14 protein-coding genes are annotated in these 16,114 nt (G+C 63.7%); 1 reads left to right on the top strand and 13 read right to left on the bottom strand.

Annotated elements, in window-relative coordinates; translation table 11 throughout:
- From FHR27_RS25620 to pmbA, 6 genes are all read right to left on the bottom strand, one after another.
- Positions 1 to 891 carry a ZIP family metal transporter gene (locus tag FHR27_RS25620; protein ID WP_179539916.1) on the bottom strand — a complete coding sequence of 297 codons (891 nt, stop codon included), beginning with the start codon at positions 889 to 891 and terminating at the stop codon, positions 1 to 3.
- Positions 892 to 924: 33 nt separating this feature from the next.
- Positions 925 to 1,536, bottom strand: a complete 612-nt coding sequence (locus FHR27_RS25615; protein ID WP_042554804.1) for a superoxide dismutase — start codon at positions 1,534 to 1,536, stop codon at positions 925 to 927.
- 13 nt (positions 1,537 to 1,549) lie between these two features.
- Positions 1,550 to 1,999, bottom strand: coding sequence for a hypothetical protein (locus FHR27_RS25610; RefSeq protein WP_179539915.1), 450 nt, complete (start codon positions 1,997 to 1,999; stop codon positions 1,550 to 1,552).
- A gap of 65 nt (positions 2,000 to 2,064) precedes the next feature.
- Positions 2,065 to 3,441: a class II fumarate hydratase gene (locus FHR27_RS25605; RefSeq protein ID WP_042554802.1), complete on the bottom strand. Its 1,377-nt coding sequence runs from the start codon at positions 3,439 to 3,441 to the stop codon at positions 2,065 to 2,067.
- A complete protein-coding gene (locus FHR27_RS27065; protein ID WP_231570190.1) occupies positions 3,434 to 3,829 on the bottom strand; it encodes a FagA protein in 396 nt (131 codons plus the stop codon). Before FHR27_RS27065 ends, FHR27_RS25605 begins: the two co-directional genes overlap by 8 nt.
- Before the next feature lie 306 nt (positions 3,830 to 4,135).
- Positions 4,136 to 5,482, bottom strand: coding sequence for a metalloprotease PmbA (gene pmbA / locus FHR27_RS25595; RefSeq protein ID WP_042554800.1), 1,347 nt, complete (start codon positions 5,480 to 5,482; stop codon positions 4,136 to 4,138).
- 102 nt (positions 5,483 to 5,584) lie between these two features.
- On the opposite strand from pmbA, the gene yjgA reads away from it, so the two are divergent.
- The gene (yjgA, locus tag FHR27_RS25590; RefSeq protein ID WP_042554799.1) at positions 5,585 to 6,103 is read left to right on the top strand and encodes a ribosome biogenesis factor YjgA; all 519 of its coding nucleotides are present in this window, start codon (positions 5,585 to 5,587) and stop codon (positions 6,101 to 6,103) included.
- A gap of 74 nt (positions 6,104 to 6,177) precedes the next feature.
- Here yjgA and tldD read toward each other — a convergent pair whose 3' ends face one another.
- The 7 genes from tldD to mreC all read right to left on the bottom strand — a co-directional run bounded on the left by tldD (position 6,178) and on the right by mreC (position 15,935).
- The gene (tldD, locus tag FHR27_RS25585) at positions 6,178 to 7,620 is read right to left on the bottom strand and encodes a metalloprotease TldD (protein WP_179539914.1); all 1,443 of its coding nucleotides are present in this window, start codon (positions 7,618 to 7,620) and stop codon (positions 6,178 to 6,180) included.
- Complete coding sequence (locus FHR27_RS25580; RefSeq protein WP_179539913.1) at positions 7,617 to 8,471, bottom strand: carbon-nitrogen hydrolase family protein; 855 nt, start codon at positions 8,469 to 8,471, stop codon at positions 7,617 to 7,619. Before FHR27_RS25580 ends, tldD begins: the two co-directional genes overlap by 4 nt.
- A gap of 14 nt (positions 8,472 to 8,485) precedes the next feature.
- Entirely contained in the window at positions 8,486 to 12,313 is a 3,828-nt protein-coding gene (locus FHR27_RS25575) for a YhdP family protein (protein WP_179539912.1), read from the bottom strand.
- Positions 12,314 to 12,344: 31 nt separating this feature from the next.
- The gene (gene rng / locus FHR27_RS25570) at positions 12,345 to 13,802 is read right to left on the bottom strand and encodes a ribonuclease G (protein WP_042554795.1); all 1,458 of its coding nucleotides are present in this window, start codon (positions 13,800 to 13,802) and stop codon (positions 12,345 to 12,347) included.
- Between the two features lie 96 nt (positions 13,803 to 13,898).
- A complete protein-coding gene (locus FHR27_RS25565; RefSeq protein ID WP_042554794.1) occupies positions 13,899 to 14,480 on the bottom strand; it encodes a Maf family protein in 582 nt (193 codons plus the stop codon).
- Positions 14,481 to 14,514: 34 nt separating this feature from the next.
- The gene (gene mreD, locus FHR27_RS25560) at positions 14,515 to 15,003 is read right to left on the bottom strand and encodes a rod shape-determining protein MreD (RefSeq protein ID WP_042554793.1); all 489 of its coding nucleotides are present in this window, start codon (positions 15,001 to 15,003) and stop codon (positions 14,515 to 14,517) included.
- On the bottom strand, positions 15,000 to 15,935 hold the full coding sequence (gene mreC, locus FHR27_RS25555; RefSeq protein WP_042554792.1) for a rod shape-determining protein MreC: 936 nt from the start codon (positions 15,933 to 15,935) through the stop codon (positions 15,000 to 15,002). Before mreC ends, mreD begins: the two co-directional genes overlap by 4 nt.
- Positions 15,936 to 16,114 lie beyond the last annotated feature (179 nt).

Raw genomic sequence — 16,114 nt, 5'->3', positions numbered from 1 at the left:
TCAGACGCTCAGGGCATTGCCCAGAACCAGCATCAGCACGAACCCCGATGCGAACCCCAGCGAGGCCGGCGGCACGTCAGCGCGCCGATACAGCTTGGGAATGATCTCGCGCAGCACCACGAAGAGCATCGCTCCCGCGGCCATCGCCAGCCCCCAGGGCAGCAGCTGCAGCGACGCACCGGCCAGCCAGGCCGAAAGCACGGCGAACAGCGGCTCTACCAACCCGGACGCCGCACCGCAGAAGACCGCCTTGTAGAGCGACATGCCCGCCCCGGCCAGCACCAAGGCAATGATCAGCCCCTCGGGCACGTCCTGCAACGCAATCCCCAGCGTCAAACCGTCGGCATTCGCCAGATTGGCTGCAGCCGCCACGCCGACCGCCATGCCCTCCGGCACGTTGTGCAACACGATGGCGATGACGAACAGCCAGACGCTCGACCCGACGCCCTGATTTACCCGCGCTCGCGATGTACGGGACAACCCGTGGCCCAGCACCCATAAGGCGCCAGCACCCAGTACCACTGCCGCGGCGACCAGCAATGAGCCCCGACTGCTGGTCAGGCCCTGCTCGTCAGCCAGCTGAAAAGCCGGCGGCAGTAGTGAGAAAAGACTGGCAGCGAGCATCATGCCCCCGCCCAAACCCAGCATGGCCGTGTACGAACGTGCCGAAATGCTGCGCATGAAAATGACCGGCAAGGCGCCCAGAGCCGTGCCAAGAGCGCACAGCATGCCACCTTGCCAGGCATACCACAGAGCCGGCGAAAGCCGGCTCTGCAAACCACTCCAGACCTTGAGGGCGAGAATGGTCCCGCCGCCAACGAGCAGCATCAGGCCCAGTGCATAGCGAAAGGAGCGGCCATTGGCCGCAATCAACTCGTGCAGCGGGCTCATAGGCACACTCGATGTGGGCTCATGGGCATGCGATCAGGCCAGAGCGGCCTGATAGCGGCGTGCGACTTCGGCCCAATCGATGACGTTGTAGAACGCACCGATGTATTCGGGACGACGGTTCTGATAACGCAGGTAGTAGGCATGCTCCCACACGTCCAGACCGAGGATCGGCGTGTTGCCGTTCATCAGCGGGCTGTCCTGGTTACCGGTGCTCTCGACCACCAGTTTCTTCTGCGGCGTCACGCTGAGCCAGGCCCAGCCACTGCCGAAGCGGGTCAGTGCGGCTTTGGTGAAGGCTTCCTTGAAAGCCTCCAGACCACCCAGCTGGCTGTCGATGGCGGTTTTCAGTTCGCCTTGAGGCTCGCCACCACCGCTGGTGCTCATCACGGTCCAGAACAGCGAGTGGTTGGCATGTCCACCACCGTTGTTGATCACCGCAGCGCGCTTGTCTTCCGGCACGTCCTTGAGGCGAGTCAGCAGCTCTTCGACCGGCAGCTCGCCGAGCGAGTTGCCTTCCAGGGCAGCGTTGAGGTTGTTGACGTAGGTCTGGTGGTGCTTGCTGTGATGGATTTCCATGGTTTGCGCATCGATGTGCGGCTCCAGGGCATCGTAGGCGTAAGGCAGAGCAGGCAGGCTATACGGCATGGTTTTCACTCCTCTAATGGTACTGACGAACGACAGACGCTGGGCGTTCTGCCGGTGAAACATCGCCAGGCGCATGGGCGCCCAACAATCGATCCGTACGGGGGTAGGCCCCGTGCTCGGCGACAAAGTTCAACAGACTGGTGTAGGTTCGGCCGCTGTGATTGAGTGCGGCCTGGCGCAAGGACGGCGACAGATGCTCACTGTCCATGCAGCGCAACAGGTGTTCATGGCAGGCACAGAGGTGCTCCGCGGAGCCTTCCGGATGACCGATCATCAGTTGCAGATCGGCCAGGTTGTGCTGAGAAACGACGAAAGCCGCCACCGCAGCATCGGCATCCCGCCAGCGCTCGAACAGCACTTGAGCAAGCGCCAGCGCTTGCAGATACTGTTCCCGCGCCTCGACCCAGGAACCCTCGGCGAAGTAGCGGTTACCCGCCTGGATGAGTCGCTTCCACTGCTCCATGGATTGCCTCCTCGCCCTGAGACGAAAATGCGCAGGCCAGATGACCTGCGCGGCGGTTTCAACGATTACAGACCACCTTCGGTAAGGCGTTCCGGGTTGAGCAACTGCTCCAGTTCGGCACGCCCCAGATCGGTCATTTCCTCGGCCACGTCGATGATCGGCCGACCTTCGCGATACGCCTTCTTGGCGATTTCCGCCGCCTTCTGATAACCGATCAGCGGGTTCAGCGCCGTTACCAGAATCGGGTTGCGGCCCAGTGCTTCCTTGAGCTTCGGCTCGTTGACCTTGAAGCTGGCGATGGCACGATCCGCCAGCAGGCGGCTGGCATTGGCCAGCAACTCGATGCTGCCGAGCAGATTGTGAGCGATCACCGGCAACATCACGTTCAGCTCGAAATTCCCGGACTGCCCCGCCACCGCGATGGTGGTGTCATTGCCGATGACCTGAGCCGCGACCATGGCGGTGGCTTCCGGGATCACCGGATTGACCTTGCCCGGCATGATCGAGGAACCAGGCTGCAGCGCTTCGAGTTCGATCTCACTGAGGCCGGCCAGTGGGCCGGAGTTCATCCAGCGAAGGTCGTTGGCGATCTTCATCAGCGACACTGCCGTGGTCTTCAGTTGCCCGGACAGCGCCACCGCGGTGTCCTGAGAGCCGATCAGCGCGAAGAAGTTGGTGCCGGGGGTGAATTGCCGACCTGTCAGCGCATTGAGCTCCTGACAGAATAGTTCGGAAAATCGCGGATGCGCGTTGATGCCGGTACCGACCGCTGTACCCCCCTGGGCCAGGGCCTGGAGGGCGGGCAGCAGGCTGGTGAGCAGCTGGATATTGCCCTGGATTTGCTGCGCCCAGCCATCGAGCACCTGGCTCATGCGCACCGGCATGGCATCCATCAGGTGCGTACGACCGGTCTTCACGAAGGGTTGCACCTCGAGAGACTTCTCGCAGAGCACCTTGAGCAGGTGACCGAGCGCCGGCAGCAGATTCTCGCTGACCTCGATGGCGGCACTGACATGGATGGTGGTGGGGATGATGTCGTTGCTGCTCTGACCGCAGTTGACGTGATCGTTGGGGTTCACCGGCTCGCCGAGAATGCCCGTGGCCAGGGTGGCGATCACTTCGTTGGCATTCATGTTGGAGCTGGTGCCGGAACCGGTCTGGAACACATCCACCGGGAAGTGACGCATGAAATCCTCGGCCAGCAGTTGCTGGCACGCTGAAACGATGGCATCGCCCTGGGCAGGCAGGATCTGCTCCAGATCCACGTTGGCGCGGGCAGCGGCGGCCTTGGCCAGTACCAGCGCACGAATGAACGCCTTGGGCATGGCCAGCCCCGATACCGGGAAATTGTTGACCGCACGCTGGGTCTGGGCACCGTAGAGGGCCTCGGCGGGGACGGCCAGTTCGCCCATGCTGTCGCGTTCTATCCGGGTGTTACTCATAGGGATTTCCTTCTGCCAATTCGGACATCGAAAGAGAGGGCTGCATGCGCAAGGTGGCCAGACGGTTGCGAACGCGATTCAGACTGTGTTGCTGATCGCGATTGGTCGCCAGGTGCTGCAGCGCGTAGAGGGAGCGGTAGGCGTGATCGAGGCAGACACTGCGCCAGTGCCAGGGCAGCGCCGTATCGCAGGCGGTATCCATGAGCAGATTCAGGGTGGTCAGCGACATCCGCCAGGGGCACAGGCGGCCATGCTCGACCAGTTGTCGCCCCTGTGCCCAGTGCAACTCGAGCAGCCTTGGTTCATCGGGAAGCAGCCCGCAACGGATCCGAAAACCCAGCCAGTACCAACAATCCAGACAGGGCGTATTGCTCGAGCGAAATCTCATGGCTCACCTTTTAAAAGCTAATAATATTAATTCCTATATAGAAAGAATAATCAATACCGAATTGATGTGAAGCGCCATTGGTCTCGCCGCGCAGCATCGCGGCTGCGCCCAATGGCAAAGATGCAGAAAGAGAAAATGGCCGAACGGCCGGCAATACGCCGCCATCTGCGTTCAGTATTCGGGAAACGGAGTGAAAAGACGGGCACCACCACATTGCGTGGCTAGCCAGAGTCCGCTGACGTTTTCAGGAGTGGCAACGAAAACGTCAGCGCCTCGACGATCGGGCGCCTGCAGCGCCCACTCGAATCAACTGCCCGCGACGGTCATCTTCTCGATAAGCACCGAGCCCGTACGGATATTGCTGCGCAGCTCCAGATCGCTGCCGACCGCGACGATCTGCTTGAGCATGTCACGCAGGTTGCCGGCAATGGTCACCTCCTGCACGGCGAACTGGATCTCGCCATTCTCCACCCAGTAGCCGCCCGCGCCGCGGGAGTAGTCGCCGGTGACCATGTTCAGACCGTGGCCCATCAACTCGGTGACCAGCAGCCCACGGCCCATGCGCTTGATCAGCGCCTGCTGATCTTCATCGCCATGGCTGACGAACAGGTTGTGTACCCCTCCGGCGTTGGCGGTGCTGGGCATACCCAGTTTGCGCCCGGCGTAGGTGCCCAGAATGTAGGAGACCAGCCTGCCGCCCTCCACGAAAGGTTTCGCATAGGTGGCCAGGCCATCGCCGTCGAATGCCGCACTGCCCATGGCACGGGGAATGTGCGGGCGCTCGTCGAGGTTCAGCCAGGAGGGAAACAGTTGCTCGCCCAGGGTTCCTTCGAGGAACGATGACTTGCGATACAGTGCGCCGCCGGAGATCGCCCCGAGAAAGCTGCCGAACAGGCCGGTGGCCAGTTCCGCGGAGAACAGCACGGGCACTTCGCAGGTTGGCACCGGGCGGGCACCGAGGCGGCTGACCGCTCGCTGGGCGGCGCGACGCCCGATGCTCGCGGCATCGGCGAGCAGCTCGCCCTGACGGTTCACGTCATACCAGTAGTCGCGCTGCATCTGCCCGTCGCTTTCGGCGATCATCACGCAACTGAGGCTATGCCGGGTGCTGGCGTAGCCGCCGATGAAGCCGTGGCTGTTGCCGTATACACGGCAACCCTGGTGAGTTCCCAGGCTGGTGCCATCGGCATTGCGAATGCGTGGATCGGCGTCGAATGCCGCCGCTTCGCAGACCAGCGCACGCTCGATCGCTTGCTCCGGCGTGATGTCCCAGGCGTGGTACAGATCCAGCTGCGGCAGATCGCGAGCCATCAGCGCAGCGTCGGCAAGACCGGCGCTCTCGTCTTCGGATGCATGCCTGGCGATGGCCAGGGCCGCCGCCACGGTTTCGCGGATCGCTGCCTCGCCGGTGGCCGAGGTGCTGGCCGAGCCCTTGCGCTGGCCGAGGTAAAGGGTGATGCCGAAGCCCTGATCGCGATTGAACTCGACGGTTTCCACCTCACGCTGGCGCACGCTGGTGGACAGCCCCTGCTCCACCGATACCGCCACTTCGCAGGCACTTGCGCCCTGCTTCTTCGCCTCGGCGAGAATCTGTTCGACCTGCGCCTGAAGGCCCGGTAGTGCACCCGGCCCGACTACTTCCACTTCACTCATAACGACTCCTGAACGATAGCCGCAGCGGCAACGACTCTGGTCGCGCATACGGCAAGAAACTTGCTGCTATCATGGCGGCGTTTCCCATTGGATCACCGCAAAATGTCTGATTACCTCGACGACTTCTCCGGCGAGAAGAGCAAAACCCAGGTCAAGCGTGAGTTCCACGCGTTACAGGAGCTAGGCCAGCGTCTGGCAGGCCTCAAGCCTGATCTGCAGAACAAGCTACCGCTTACCGATGGCCTGCGCCGTGCTCTGGAAGAATCGCCAAAGCACACCGCCAATGCGGCAAAAAAACGCCACATGCAGTTCATCGGCAAGCTGATGCGCGATCAGGACATCGAAGCGATCCTGACGCTCCTCGATCAGCTGGACGCCTCCACGCGCCAGTACAACGAGCGCTTCCACAACCTCGAACGCTGGCGTGATCGTCTGATCGCCGGCAACGACGAAGTGCTCGAAAAATTCGTCGTCGAGTACCCCGAAGCCGACCGCCAACACCTGCGTGCGCTGATCCGCCATGCCCAGCATGAAGCGGCTCAGGAAAAGGCTCCCGCCTCGTCACGCAAGATCTTCAAGTACATCCGCGATCTCGACGAAACCCAGCGCGGGCTGCGTTAAGACAGCAGCAGGCCACACGCCGCAAGCCACGAGCGCTGGATATCGCGCAGCGTGGCTCGAGGCCGGTAGCGGTTTCACGCGCCGGTTCCGCCGACCGTGATCGCATCGATCTTCAGCGTCGGCTGGCCCACGCCAACCGGTACCGACTGGCCGTCCTTGCCACAGGTACCGACGCCACTGTCGAGCGCCAGGTCGTTGCCGACCATGGACACCTTGCTCATGGCTTCCGGGCCGTTGCCAATCAGGGTCGCACCCTTGACCGGAGCGGTAATCTTGCCGTCCTCGATCAGGTACGCCTCGCTGGTCGAGAACACGAACTTGCCGCTGGTGATGTCGACCTGACCACCGCCCAGGTTGGCGCAATAGATGCCCTTCTTCACCGAACGGATGATCTCCTCGGGGTCGCTCTCGCCGGCCAGCATGTAGGTATTGGTCATGCGAGGCATCGGCAGGTGCGCATAGGACTCGCGACGGCCGTTGCCGGTACGTGCCACACCCATCAGTCGAGCATTGAGCTTGTCCTGCATGTAGCCCTTGAGCACACCGTTCTCGATCAGCGTGGTGCACTGGGTAGGCGTGCCTTCGTCGTCCATGCTCAATGAGCCGCGGCGCTGCGCCAGGGTGCCGTCATCGACGATGGTGCACAGCTTGGAAGCCACCTGCTGGCCGATCTTGCCGCTGTAGTTGGAGCTGCCCTTGCGGTTGAAGTCCCCCTCCAGACCGTGGCCGACCGCCTCGTGCAGCAGTACGCCGGACCAGCCGGCGCCCATCACCACCGGCAAGTTGCCAGCCGGAGCGGCAACCGCTTCGAGGTTGACCAACGCCTGACGCAGCGCTTCACGGGCGTAGCCCATGGCACGGTCCTCATTGAGGAAATAGCTATAGTCCGTTCGCCCGCCGCCGCCATGCCCGCCACGCTCGCGACGACCGTTCTGCTCGACGATCACGCTGACGTTGAAACGCACCAACGGGCGAATGTCGGCGCCCAGGCTGCCGTCGGTAGCGGCGACCAGAATGCGATCCCAGACACCGGCGAGGCTCACCGTCACCTGTTTGATACGCGGGTCCAGCGTACGGGTAGCCACATCGACACGCTTGAGCAGCTCCACCTTCTGAGCGCGGTCCAGGACATCCAGCGGGTTCTCCGGCGCGTACAACGGCGTTACCTGGGTCGCGGCAAAGGCCTGCACGCGGCCCTGTTGCCCGGCGCGGGCAATGGAACGGGCCGCGCGGGCGGCCTGGCTCAAGGCATCGGGGGTGATCGCATTGCTATAGGCAAAGCCGGTCTTCTCGCCGGACTGGGCGCGCACGCCGACGCCCTGATCGAGATTGAAACTGCCCTCCTTGACGATGCCATCTTCCAGCACCCAGGTTTCGGACACCTGGGTCTGGAAGTACAGGTCGGCGGCATCGATGCCAGGGCCGGCCAGTTCGCCGAGCACCCCCGGCAAATGCTCCAGGGTCAGCCCGCCAGGGCTCAGCATCTGCTCGCTGACGGTCAACAACATGTCGCTCATAACGTCTCCACATCAGGCTGCCGCGGCTGCGCCGCAGCGAAAAATCGTTTGTGTCGCACTACCGGCATGCGCTCGCGGATAGCGGCCTGCTCGGTGATATCGCGCTCGGCCAGCAACGCAGCCTCGCCATCCGCCCGTTCCGCCAGCTTGCGTCCCCAGGGGTCGATGATGGCCGCGTGGCCATAGGTTTCCCGACCGCCAGGATGAACGCCGCCCTGAGCTGCCGCCAGCAGGTAGCACTGGGTTTCGATTGCACGTGCGCGGATCAGTACATCCCAGTGGGCGGCACCTGTGACCCGGGTGAACGCCGACGGCGCACTGATCAGCTCGGCACCCGCTTCACGCAGGGCCCCATAGAGTTCAGGAAAGCGCAGGTCATAGCATACGGTCAAACCCAGACGCCCAACGGGTGTATCGGCGACCACCAGTTGTTCACCGTGGGCGTAATCGTCCGACTCGCGATAACTGCCACGGCTGTCGCTGACATCCACGTCGAACAGGTGCAGCTTGTCGTAACGGGCGACGGTTTGCCCCTGATCGTCGAGCAGCAGCGAGCAGGCGCGTGGTTTGCCACGGGGCTGGCTGGCCGGCGGCAACGGCAGGGTGCCGGCCACTATCCATAAGTTGAGGTCACGTGCCGTGCGTTTCAACCAGGGCAGCACAGGGCCCTGACCACTGGCTTCCAGACGCCCCAGGTCGGCGGCATCGCGCCGCCCGAGGGCCGAGAAGTTTTCCGGCAGCACCGCCAGGCGCGCGCCGCTGGAGGCCGCTTCTTCGAGCAGGCGACGGGCCTGCATCAGGTTGGCGGCGATATCGTCCTGGCTGACCATCTGGATCACGGCGAAAGACATGCTGGCCTCCAGGGTCAGTTGGGTTTCTCGAACGGTTTGTCGAAGGTCAATTGCGGATCGTGCAGGGTGCCCTTGACGTCGTACTGCACGCTGGCGAAACGCGCCACGCGGTCACCGAGCAGCTTGTCGGCGATGAACAGGGCCCCCCCAATGGCAGGAGCGCCGACGATCAGCGCGGCCAGCGGCAGGTTGTTGGTGACCGGCAGGGTCACCAGCAACTTGGCATCGATGCCCTGGTCGATCATGTTCAGGGTGCCATTCAATTCCAGATTGCTCGACGGGCCCGTCATGGTGATCGGCTCCTGAGTGACGAACACGCCATCCGTTGCATTCAGATTGCCTTTCACCCGGTCATAACTCAGGCCCTTGCCGAGCAGATCGGAGAAGTCCAGGCGCAGACGGCGGCCAATGGAATTGAAATTGAGCAGGCCGAACACCCGCAGCGCCGACGCCGAGCCCTGCACGTCGACGAACTGGCCCTTGCGCAGCGCCGCATCGAGGCTGCCCGAATAACGCTTGAGGCTGAACCAGGCCGGTGAGCCGGGCCAGTGCCCATCGGCGTCCAGACGGAAACTCTCGCTGGTCGCCGAGGGGGCGTAGCCCCAGGCCTTGAGGACTTCGGAGAGCTTTTCGCCCTGCATGCGCCCCTTGTACCAGCTGCGCGTCTGCCCCGGCACGCCCTGCCAGCCGATGGCACCGCCAAGGCGTAATCCCTTGAGGTTGATATCCAGATCGCTGAACTGCACGCCCTGGGCATCCGGACGGGCTTTCAACGACCAGGCGCCCATGTCGTCTTCACCCTGGAACACATGGGCGACGCGCAGATCCAGCGCCGGAATCTGCCGCGGATCGAAATCAGCCAACGGGTCCGGCGCCTCGGGCTCCGGCGCATCAGCGGTTTTCGGCTTGGCGGCAGGCAGACGCACATATTCCAGATCGGCGACGATAGGCCGACCACTGGCCTCGAACAGGTCGACACGGCCCTTGGCCAGCGCACTGTCCACACTCAGCGACCAGCCGCCATCGATGGGCCGGAAGCCGACGTCGAGATCGTCGAGCTTCTGGCCAAGCCCCTCGAAGCGGCCAATGCGCAGTTCGGCATCGGTAAACAGTTGTTGGGCATCCTGACGCGAAGTCTGCTCGTAGGGTTTGATGGCCTCTTGCCAAGCCGCCAGGTTCACTTCCGCTACCCGACCGCGAACCCGCACGCCACGCGCGGTTGGCAGGATCGCCGGGCCGTCGCCCAGGCGCAGCTCGCCACGGCTCTGATTGAACTGCCCGGGCGGCGCTGCCAGGGTAAAGCTGGCGACATTGGCGTAATCGAGCCAGTAGCGCTGCTCGCCACTGCCAAACGTCATGCGCCAGTCGGCGTAGCGCTCCTCGCTGGCGGTTTTGCCGAACGGCGCAGGCAGGCCGATGCTCAGGCCCTTGAGGTTGGAGTCGACACGCAGTTGGCTGTCCGCCCCCTCGAGACTCAGGCGCAAGCGATACGGCACATTTCCCTGGGCAGGCAACGGCTGCTTGACACCCAGCCAGCCAGTGAGATTAGCCAGGGGAATGATGCCATTGGCCTCGATGCGGCTGCGCGAATGACCGGGCCGGCCATCGGCAATGGCCTTGCCGGTCACCGCATGGCCCAGCGCGCGGGCACTGATCGAGGGTGCGCTAAGGCCCTTGCTGGTGTCGAAACGAAAGTCTCCAGTCACCTCGCTCAGCTCCAGCGCCGGCTTGCTGATTTTCAGCGACGCCTTGTCGGCACTGAAGTCGACGACCACGTTGGCCTGTTCGCCCTTGTGCAGCGGTATATCCAGATCCAGCGCGCCACTCAGGGCACCTGTGCCTTTCCAACCGGCGAAGGTATCGGCAACCCCGAGGGGCGTTTCCTGAAGGATCTTCAAGCCATCGCCGACACTGCTCTGCAGCTTGCCCTTGAGCTTGAGGTGCGGTGTTTCTCCAGCCTCGACATGAGGGATGTCGGCATAGGCCTCACGCACCTGGCTGTCGAGGATACGCCCTTCGGAGACGCGCACCCGAACGCCACTGTCCTCGATCAGCACCTGACCACGGGCATCGTGCAGCGCTGGCCAACCGGGCTGGAAGGCCAGCTCGGCGTCCTGCACCGCGAAGAACAGGCTGATGCTGCGCACGGCAGGATCCGGGTTGCGGTTGATCGACCCCTGGTACTGGAAATAGCCTTCTTCCACCTTGCCACCGCGAATCGCGGTTTTCAGCCACTCGTCCAGGGCCGGACTGAGCACTGGGGTCGGCAGGTACTTCTCGGTGAACCGCGCATCGCCGTCACGCATGCCGACACGCAGATCCATGTAGTCCTCGCGCTCGGGATCCTTGAGCATGCGAATCAGGAAATCGCCAGCGATCTTGCCCTCCTCGCCTTCCACCTGCAGGTACGGCGCGCGCAGGGTGAAGCCCTGATCGTCGAGCGTCCAGGTCAGCCGGCCCTTGGCTTGCTGGTACTTCCAGGCTTTTGGGAACAGGGTGGTGAGGTGCAGTGAGAAATCTTCGCTGTCGACCTTCAGCTCGCCCTGGCCCAGATCGCCGGTGATGCTGCCGCTGCCATTCTCGACGGCAGGCGAGGCGTGCCAGGCGGAAAAGCCGACACGCTCCAGATTGGCTGAGAACTGCAGGCGCTCCGGTCCTTCGAACTCGGGGCGGAAGCTGGCGTTGAGGTTGCGCAAGGCACCATGGGGCTTGAGGGTCTGCAGCAGGTCCAGGGCAGCTTCCGGCATCGGTGCCAGGCCCTCCACCAAAGGCACCAGGGGCCCGACGTCGAGGCGATCGGCGCTCAGACTCCAGCGCTGCGACTGCTCGCCACTGGCCGCCTGATGGCCGAGGGCAATACGCGCCTCGCCCCAGCGGTCGTCGCCACGGCTGAAGGCGAAGTCGTCGAGCAACAGATCGAAGTCGCCCTCCTTGCGCTCGAAATAAGCATTCAGGGACAGGTCGTTCAGTGCCACGGCCTTGCGCTCGCCATAACGCCCTGCCAACTGCGGGGCGTGCAGGCGGGTGACGGCACGTTGCAGGTTGCGCTTGTCCCAGAGCCCCCACGCCTCGCCACCGAGTTGCAAGTGATCGAGGTGCCACTCGCGGGTCAGGGCTGGCGGCAGCCAGGTGGCCCAGTCGCTCTGCGGTGCACTGAGGTAGAACTCGGCGCGCATGTCCTGCCAGTGCTCGGCCTGCATGCGCGTCCGCACCTGCAGGGCGAGTGGCTGACCGTCCGGCAGTTGCACACGGGCATCCAGACGCTGGCGAGAGCTGCCATTACTCAGGCTCAGGTTGATGGCGGTAAGACTGAAGGGTTTCAGATCCTGAGCCTGAACGCTCACCTGGCTGTCGAAGAGCGCGATGCGGCTGACCATCTGCGACTGGCGCAGCATCTTGGCGATGTCCAGCGGGGGTTGATTCTGCCGCTGAGGCAGACCTTCCACGCGCCATGCGCCCTGCGCGTCCTGGCGCAGCGTCAGGCTCAGGCCGTCGAGTTGCAGCTCGGCGATACGCGGCTGCCAGGCCATCAGACTGCCAAGCAGGTCGGGCACCACCCGCACATGCTCAAGAGCCAGGCCCTGATCACCCTCGCCAAGGCGAAGATCGCGCACCGTCAGCAATGGCGAGAAACCGCTCCAGTGACCTTCGAGTGCGCCAATGGTGACCGGCAAGCCCAGTGCCTGGGTGGCTTGGGCTTGCGCCTCTACCCGGTACTCGGCGACCAGCGGCACCAGCTGACGACCGAGGCTCACGTAAAAGGCGGCCAGCACCAAACCCAGGGCGCACAGCCCCAGACTCCAACGCAGCAGCGCGGCGAAGGCCAGCCCCAGCCGCTCCATTCAGTTCACGCCCCGGCCCGGCCGGGCCCCGTTATAGCAGCACCACATCGTATTGTTCCTGGGAGTACATGGTTTCGACCTGGAACTTGATGGTTCGTCCAATGAATGCTTCGAGGTCGGCGACGTTGCCCGACTCCTCGTCGAGCAGGCGGTCGACCACCTTCTGGTTGGCCAGCACGCGATAGCCTTCTGGCTGGTAGGCGCGGGCCTCGCGAAGGATCTCGCGGAAGATCTCGTAACAGGTGGTTTCCGCCGTCTTCAGTTTGCCGCGGCCCTGACAGTGACTGCACGGCTCGCACAGCACCTGCTCGAGGCTCTCCCGGGTGCGCTTGCGGGTCATCTGTACCAGGCCGAGCTCGGTAATGCCGATGATGTTGGTCTTGGCGTGATCTCGCTCCAGCTGCTTTTCCAGGGTGCGCAGCACCTGGCGCTGATGCTCTTCGTCCTCCATGTCGATGAAGTCGATGATGATGATCCCGCCCAGGTTGCGCAGGCGCAGTTGCCGGGCGATGGCGGTGGCCGCCTCGAGGTTGGTCTTGAAGATGGTTTCTTCGAGCGTGCGATGGCCGACGAAGGCGCCGGTATTCACGTCGATGGTGCTCATCGCCTCGGCCGGGTCGATGATCAGATAGCCACCGGACTTGAGCGGCACCTTGCGCTCCAGTGCCTTCTGGATCTCGTCTTCGATGCCATGCAGGTCGAAGATCGGCCGCTCGCCCGGATAATGTTCCAGGCGATCGGAGATCTCCGGCATCAGCTCGGCAACGAACCCGGTGATCTTCTGGAAGGTTTCCCGGGAGTCGACGCGAATCTTCTCGGTACGCGGGCCGACCAGGTCGCGCAGGGTGCGCAGGGCCAGACTGAGGTCTTCGTAGATCACCGAGGGGGTCGGCGCACTCTTCATCTGCTCGCCGATCTGCGCCCACAGGCGGCGCAGGTAACGGATGTCCACGAGGATCTCTTCGGCACGCGCGCCGTCGGCGGCAGTGCGCAGGATGAAGCCACCGGCCTCGGCGATGCCTTCGGCGGCCACGCAGTCGGCGACCACCTGCTTGAGGCGCTCGCGCTCGGATTCGTCTTCGATCTTCAGGGAAATGCCCACGTGACTGGTGCGCGGCATGTACACCAGATAGCGCGAGGGAATGGACAACTGCGTGGTCAGCCGTGCGCCCTTGCTGCCGATGGGGTCCTTGGTGACCTGCACCGTCAGGCTCTGGCCCTCGTGCACCAGCGCGCTGATGGTTTCCACCGCGCTGCCTTCACGGCTGGAAATTTCCGAGGCGTGAATGAACGCCGCCCGCTCCAGGCCGATATCGACGAAGGCTGCCTGCATGCCGGGTAGCACGCGCACGACCTTGCCCTTGTAGATGTTGCCGACGATGCCGCGACGCTGGGTGCGCTCGACGTGCACTTCCTGCAGGACACCGTTTTCCACCACCGCCACGCGCGACTCCATCGGCGTGATGTTGATCAGAATCTCTTCACTCATGCGCCCATCTCTGCTTGAGATGAAGCTGAAAGCAGCGGCAGACTCAGTCGAGCCCGGCCCATCGCGGCCTGCAACCTCTGGGTTATGCGCTGGCAGTCATTGCCAGCACGGAATCGCGAATTCCGCGAGCAGTTCGGCAGTCTCGCACAACGGCAGGCCGACCACCGCTGAATAACTGCCCTGCATCTGGCTGACGAAGACCGCAGCCAACCCTTGAATACCATAACTGCCTGCCTTGTCGCGCGGCTCACCGGTGGCCCAATACGCTTCGATCTGTGTCTGCTCGAGCGCTTTGAAGCGTACGCTGCTGGTCACCACCCGTGCGCTGCTGCGCTCGTCGCTGATCAGCGCGACGGCGGTGAGCACCTGATGCTCACGGCCGGACAAGGCGGTCAGCGTGGCCACCGCATCGTCACGGTCGAGAGGCTTGCCGAGGATGCGCCCATCGAGCACCACTGCGGTATCGGAACCCAGTACCACCGCACCCTCACGCTCGGGCAGGCTATCGAGCACCGCCGCCGCCTTGGCCCGTGCCAGGCGCTCGACGTAGGTCGCTGGCGCCTCGCCAGGCTGCGGCGTTTCATCGATGGGCACGATCCGGGTGGTGAAGGCAACGCCGATCTGCGTCAGCAGCTCACTGCGGCGCGGTGAAGCGGAAGCCAGGTAAAGCGTTGCCATGCAGACGTCTCACAAGCAGGCGCCGCAGCGCGTTTCAGTTGACACCCAGACGACGATGCACGGCACGCAGCAAGGTACAGACCCACGGCCAGAGCAGGGCACTGACCAGCGCGGGCAGTATGAACACCAGAATCGGCGGCCGGTTGCCGGTCAATGCGTTGAGCCACAACTGCACCAGTTGCGCCACGCCGAACACCACCAGCAGCACCATGCTCTGCTGCCACATGGGGAACATGCGCAAACGCTGATGCAGGCTCAGCACCATGAACGTGGTCAGCGTGAGGATCAGCGCGTTCTGCCCCAGCAGGGTGCCGTTGAGCACGTCAGCCAGCAGACCGACGCACCAGGCGCTGGTCATGCCGACACGGTGCGGTACGGCCAGCACCCAGTAGGTGAGAAACAGCGCCAGCCAAAGCGGCCGACCGATCTCCATGAAGCGCGGCAGGGTGGACACGCTGAGCAACAGCGCAAGCCCCATGCTGGCCCAGATCACCCAGAGATTGTTCGAGCGAGCAGCGATCATTGGCTGGCCTCCTCACCGTTGGCAGGCGCCGGGCTTGGTTCATCGGCAGGCGGCGTGATGGCCTCGGACGGCATTTCGCCTTCGAGCGCCTTGCGGTCGACCTCTTCCTGGGCTTCGGCCGACTCGGTAGCGCGCTGTTCCGGCGTTCGCGGGTCGGTGAACACCAGCAGCATGTAACGGGTGCGATTGAGGTTGGCGGTCGGCACGGCACGGACGATGGCGAAGGGTTGGCCGGAGTCATGCACCACCTCGGTCACCGTCGCCACCGGGTAACCGGCCGGGAAGCGCTGCCCCAGGCCGGAACTGACCAGCAGATCGCCCTCGCGGATATCCGCGGTATCGGCGACATGACGCAGCTCCAGGCGCTCCGGGTTGCCGGTGCCGGTGGCGATGGCGCGCAGGCCGTTGCGGTTGACCTGCACCGGAATGCTGTGGGTGGTATCGGTGAGCAACAGGACGCGAGAGGTGTACGGCATGACCTCGACCACCTGGCCCATCAGCCCGCGGGCATCGAGCACCGGCTGACCAAGCACGACACCATCCTTCTCGCCCTTGTCGATGAGAATGCGGTGAGTGAAGGGGTTGGGGTCGATACCGATCAGTTCGGTGGCCAGCACCTCGTCATCGACCAGGGCAGACGAATTGAGCAGTTCGCGCAGGCGCACGTTCTGCTCGGTCAACGCGGCCAGCTTCTGCAGGCGACGCTGCATCATCAATTGCTCGGCCTTGAGCTTCTCGTTCTCGGCCGCCAGCTCGTTGCGCGAGCTGAGCTCCTGGGTCGCGCTTTCCCACAGGGTCACCGGGAAACGCCCCAGCCAGTACACCGGCTCGACGATCAGGCCAATCTGGCTGCGTACCGACTGCAGAACGGTCAGGCGAGCATCGACGACCATCAACGCAGACGACAGCACGGCGAACACCAACAGGCGGATACCGAGCGAAGGACCTTTGGCGAATAGCGGCTTTATGGCGATTACCTCGCAGCTAGGGTCTGTTGACGTTTCAGCGCAAGCCGCGTTGCTACCTGGGCACGGACAGCAGCCGATCAGGCTCAGAACGCAGGGAATGGACTAGCCGTCCGTGGTTTTCCCTTGCCAGGTGCTCCGGCAAC

The organism is Pseudomonas flavescens (genome assembly GCF_013408425.1).
In the GTDB taxonomy this organism is placed as follows: domain Bacteria; phylum Pseudomonadota; class Gammaproteobacteria; order Pseudomonadales; family Pseudomonadaceae; genus Aquipseudomonas; species Aquipseudomonas fulva_A.
Note: the sequence above shows the minus strand (reverse complement) of the source record. Positions and strands in the feature narration are given on the sequence as shown.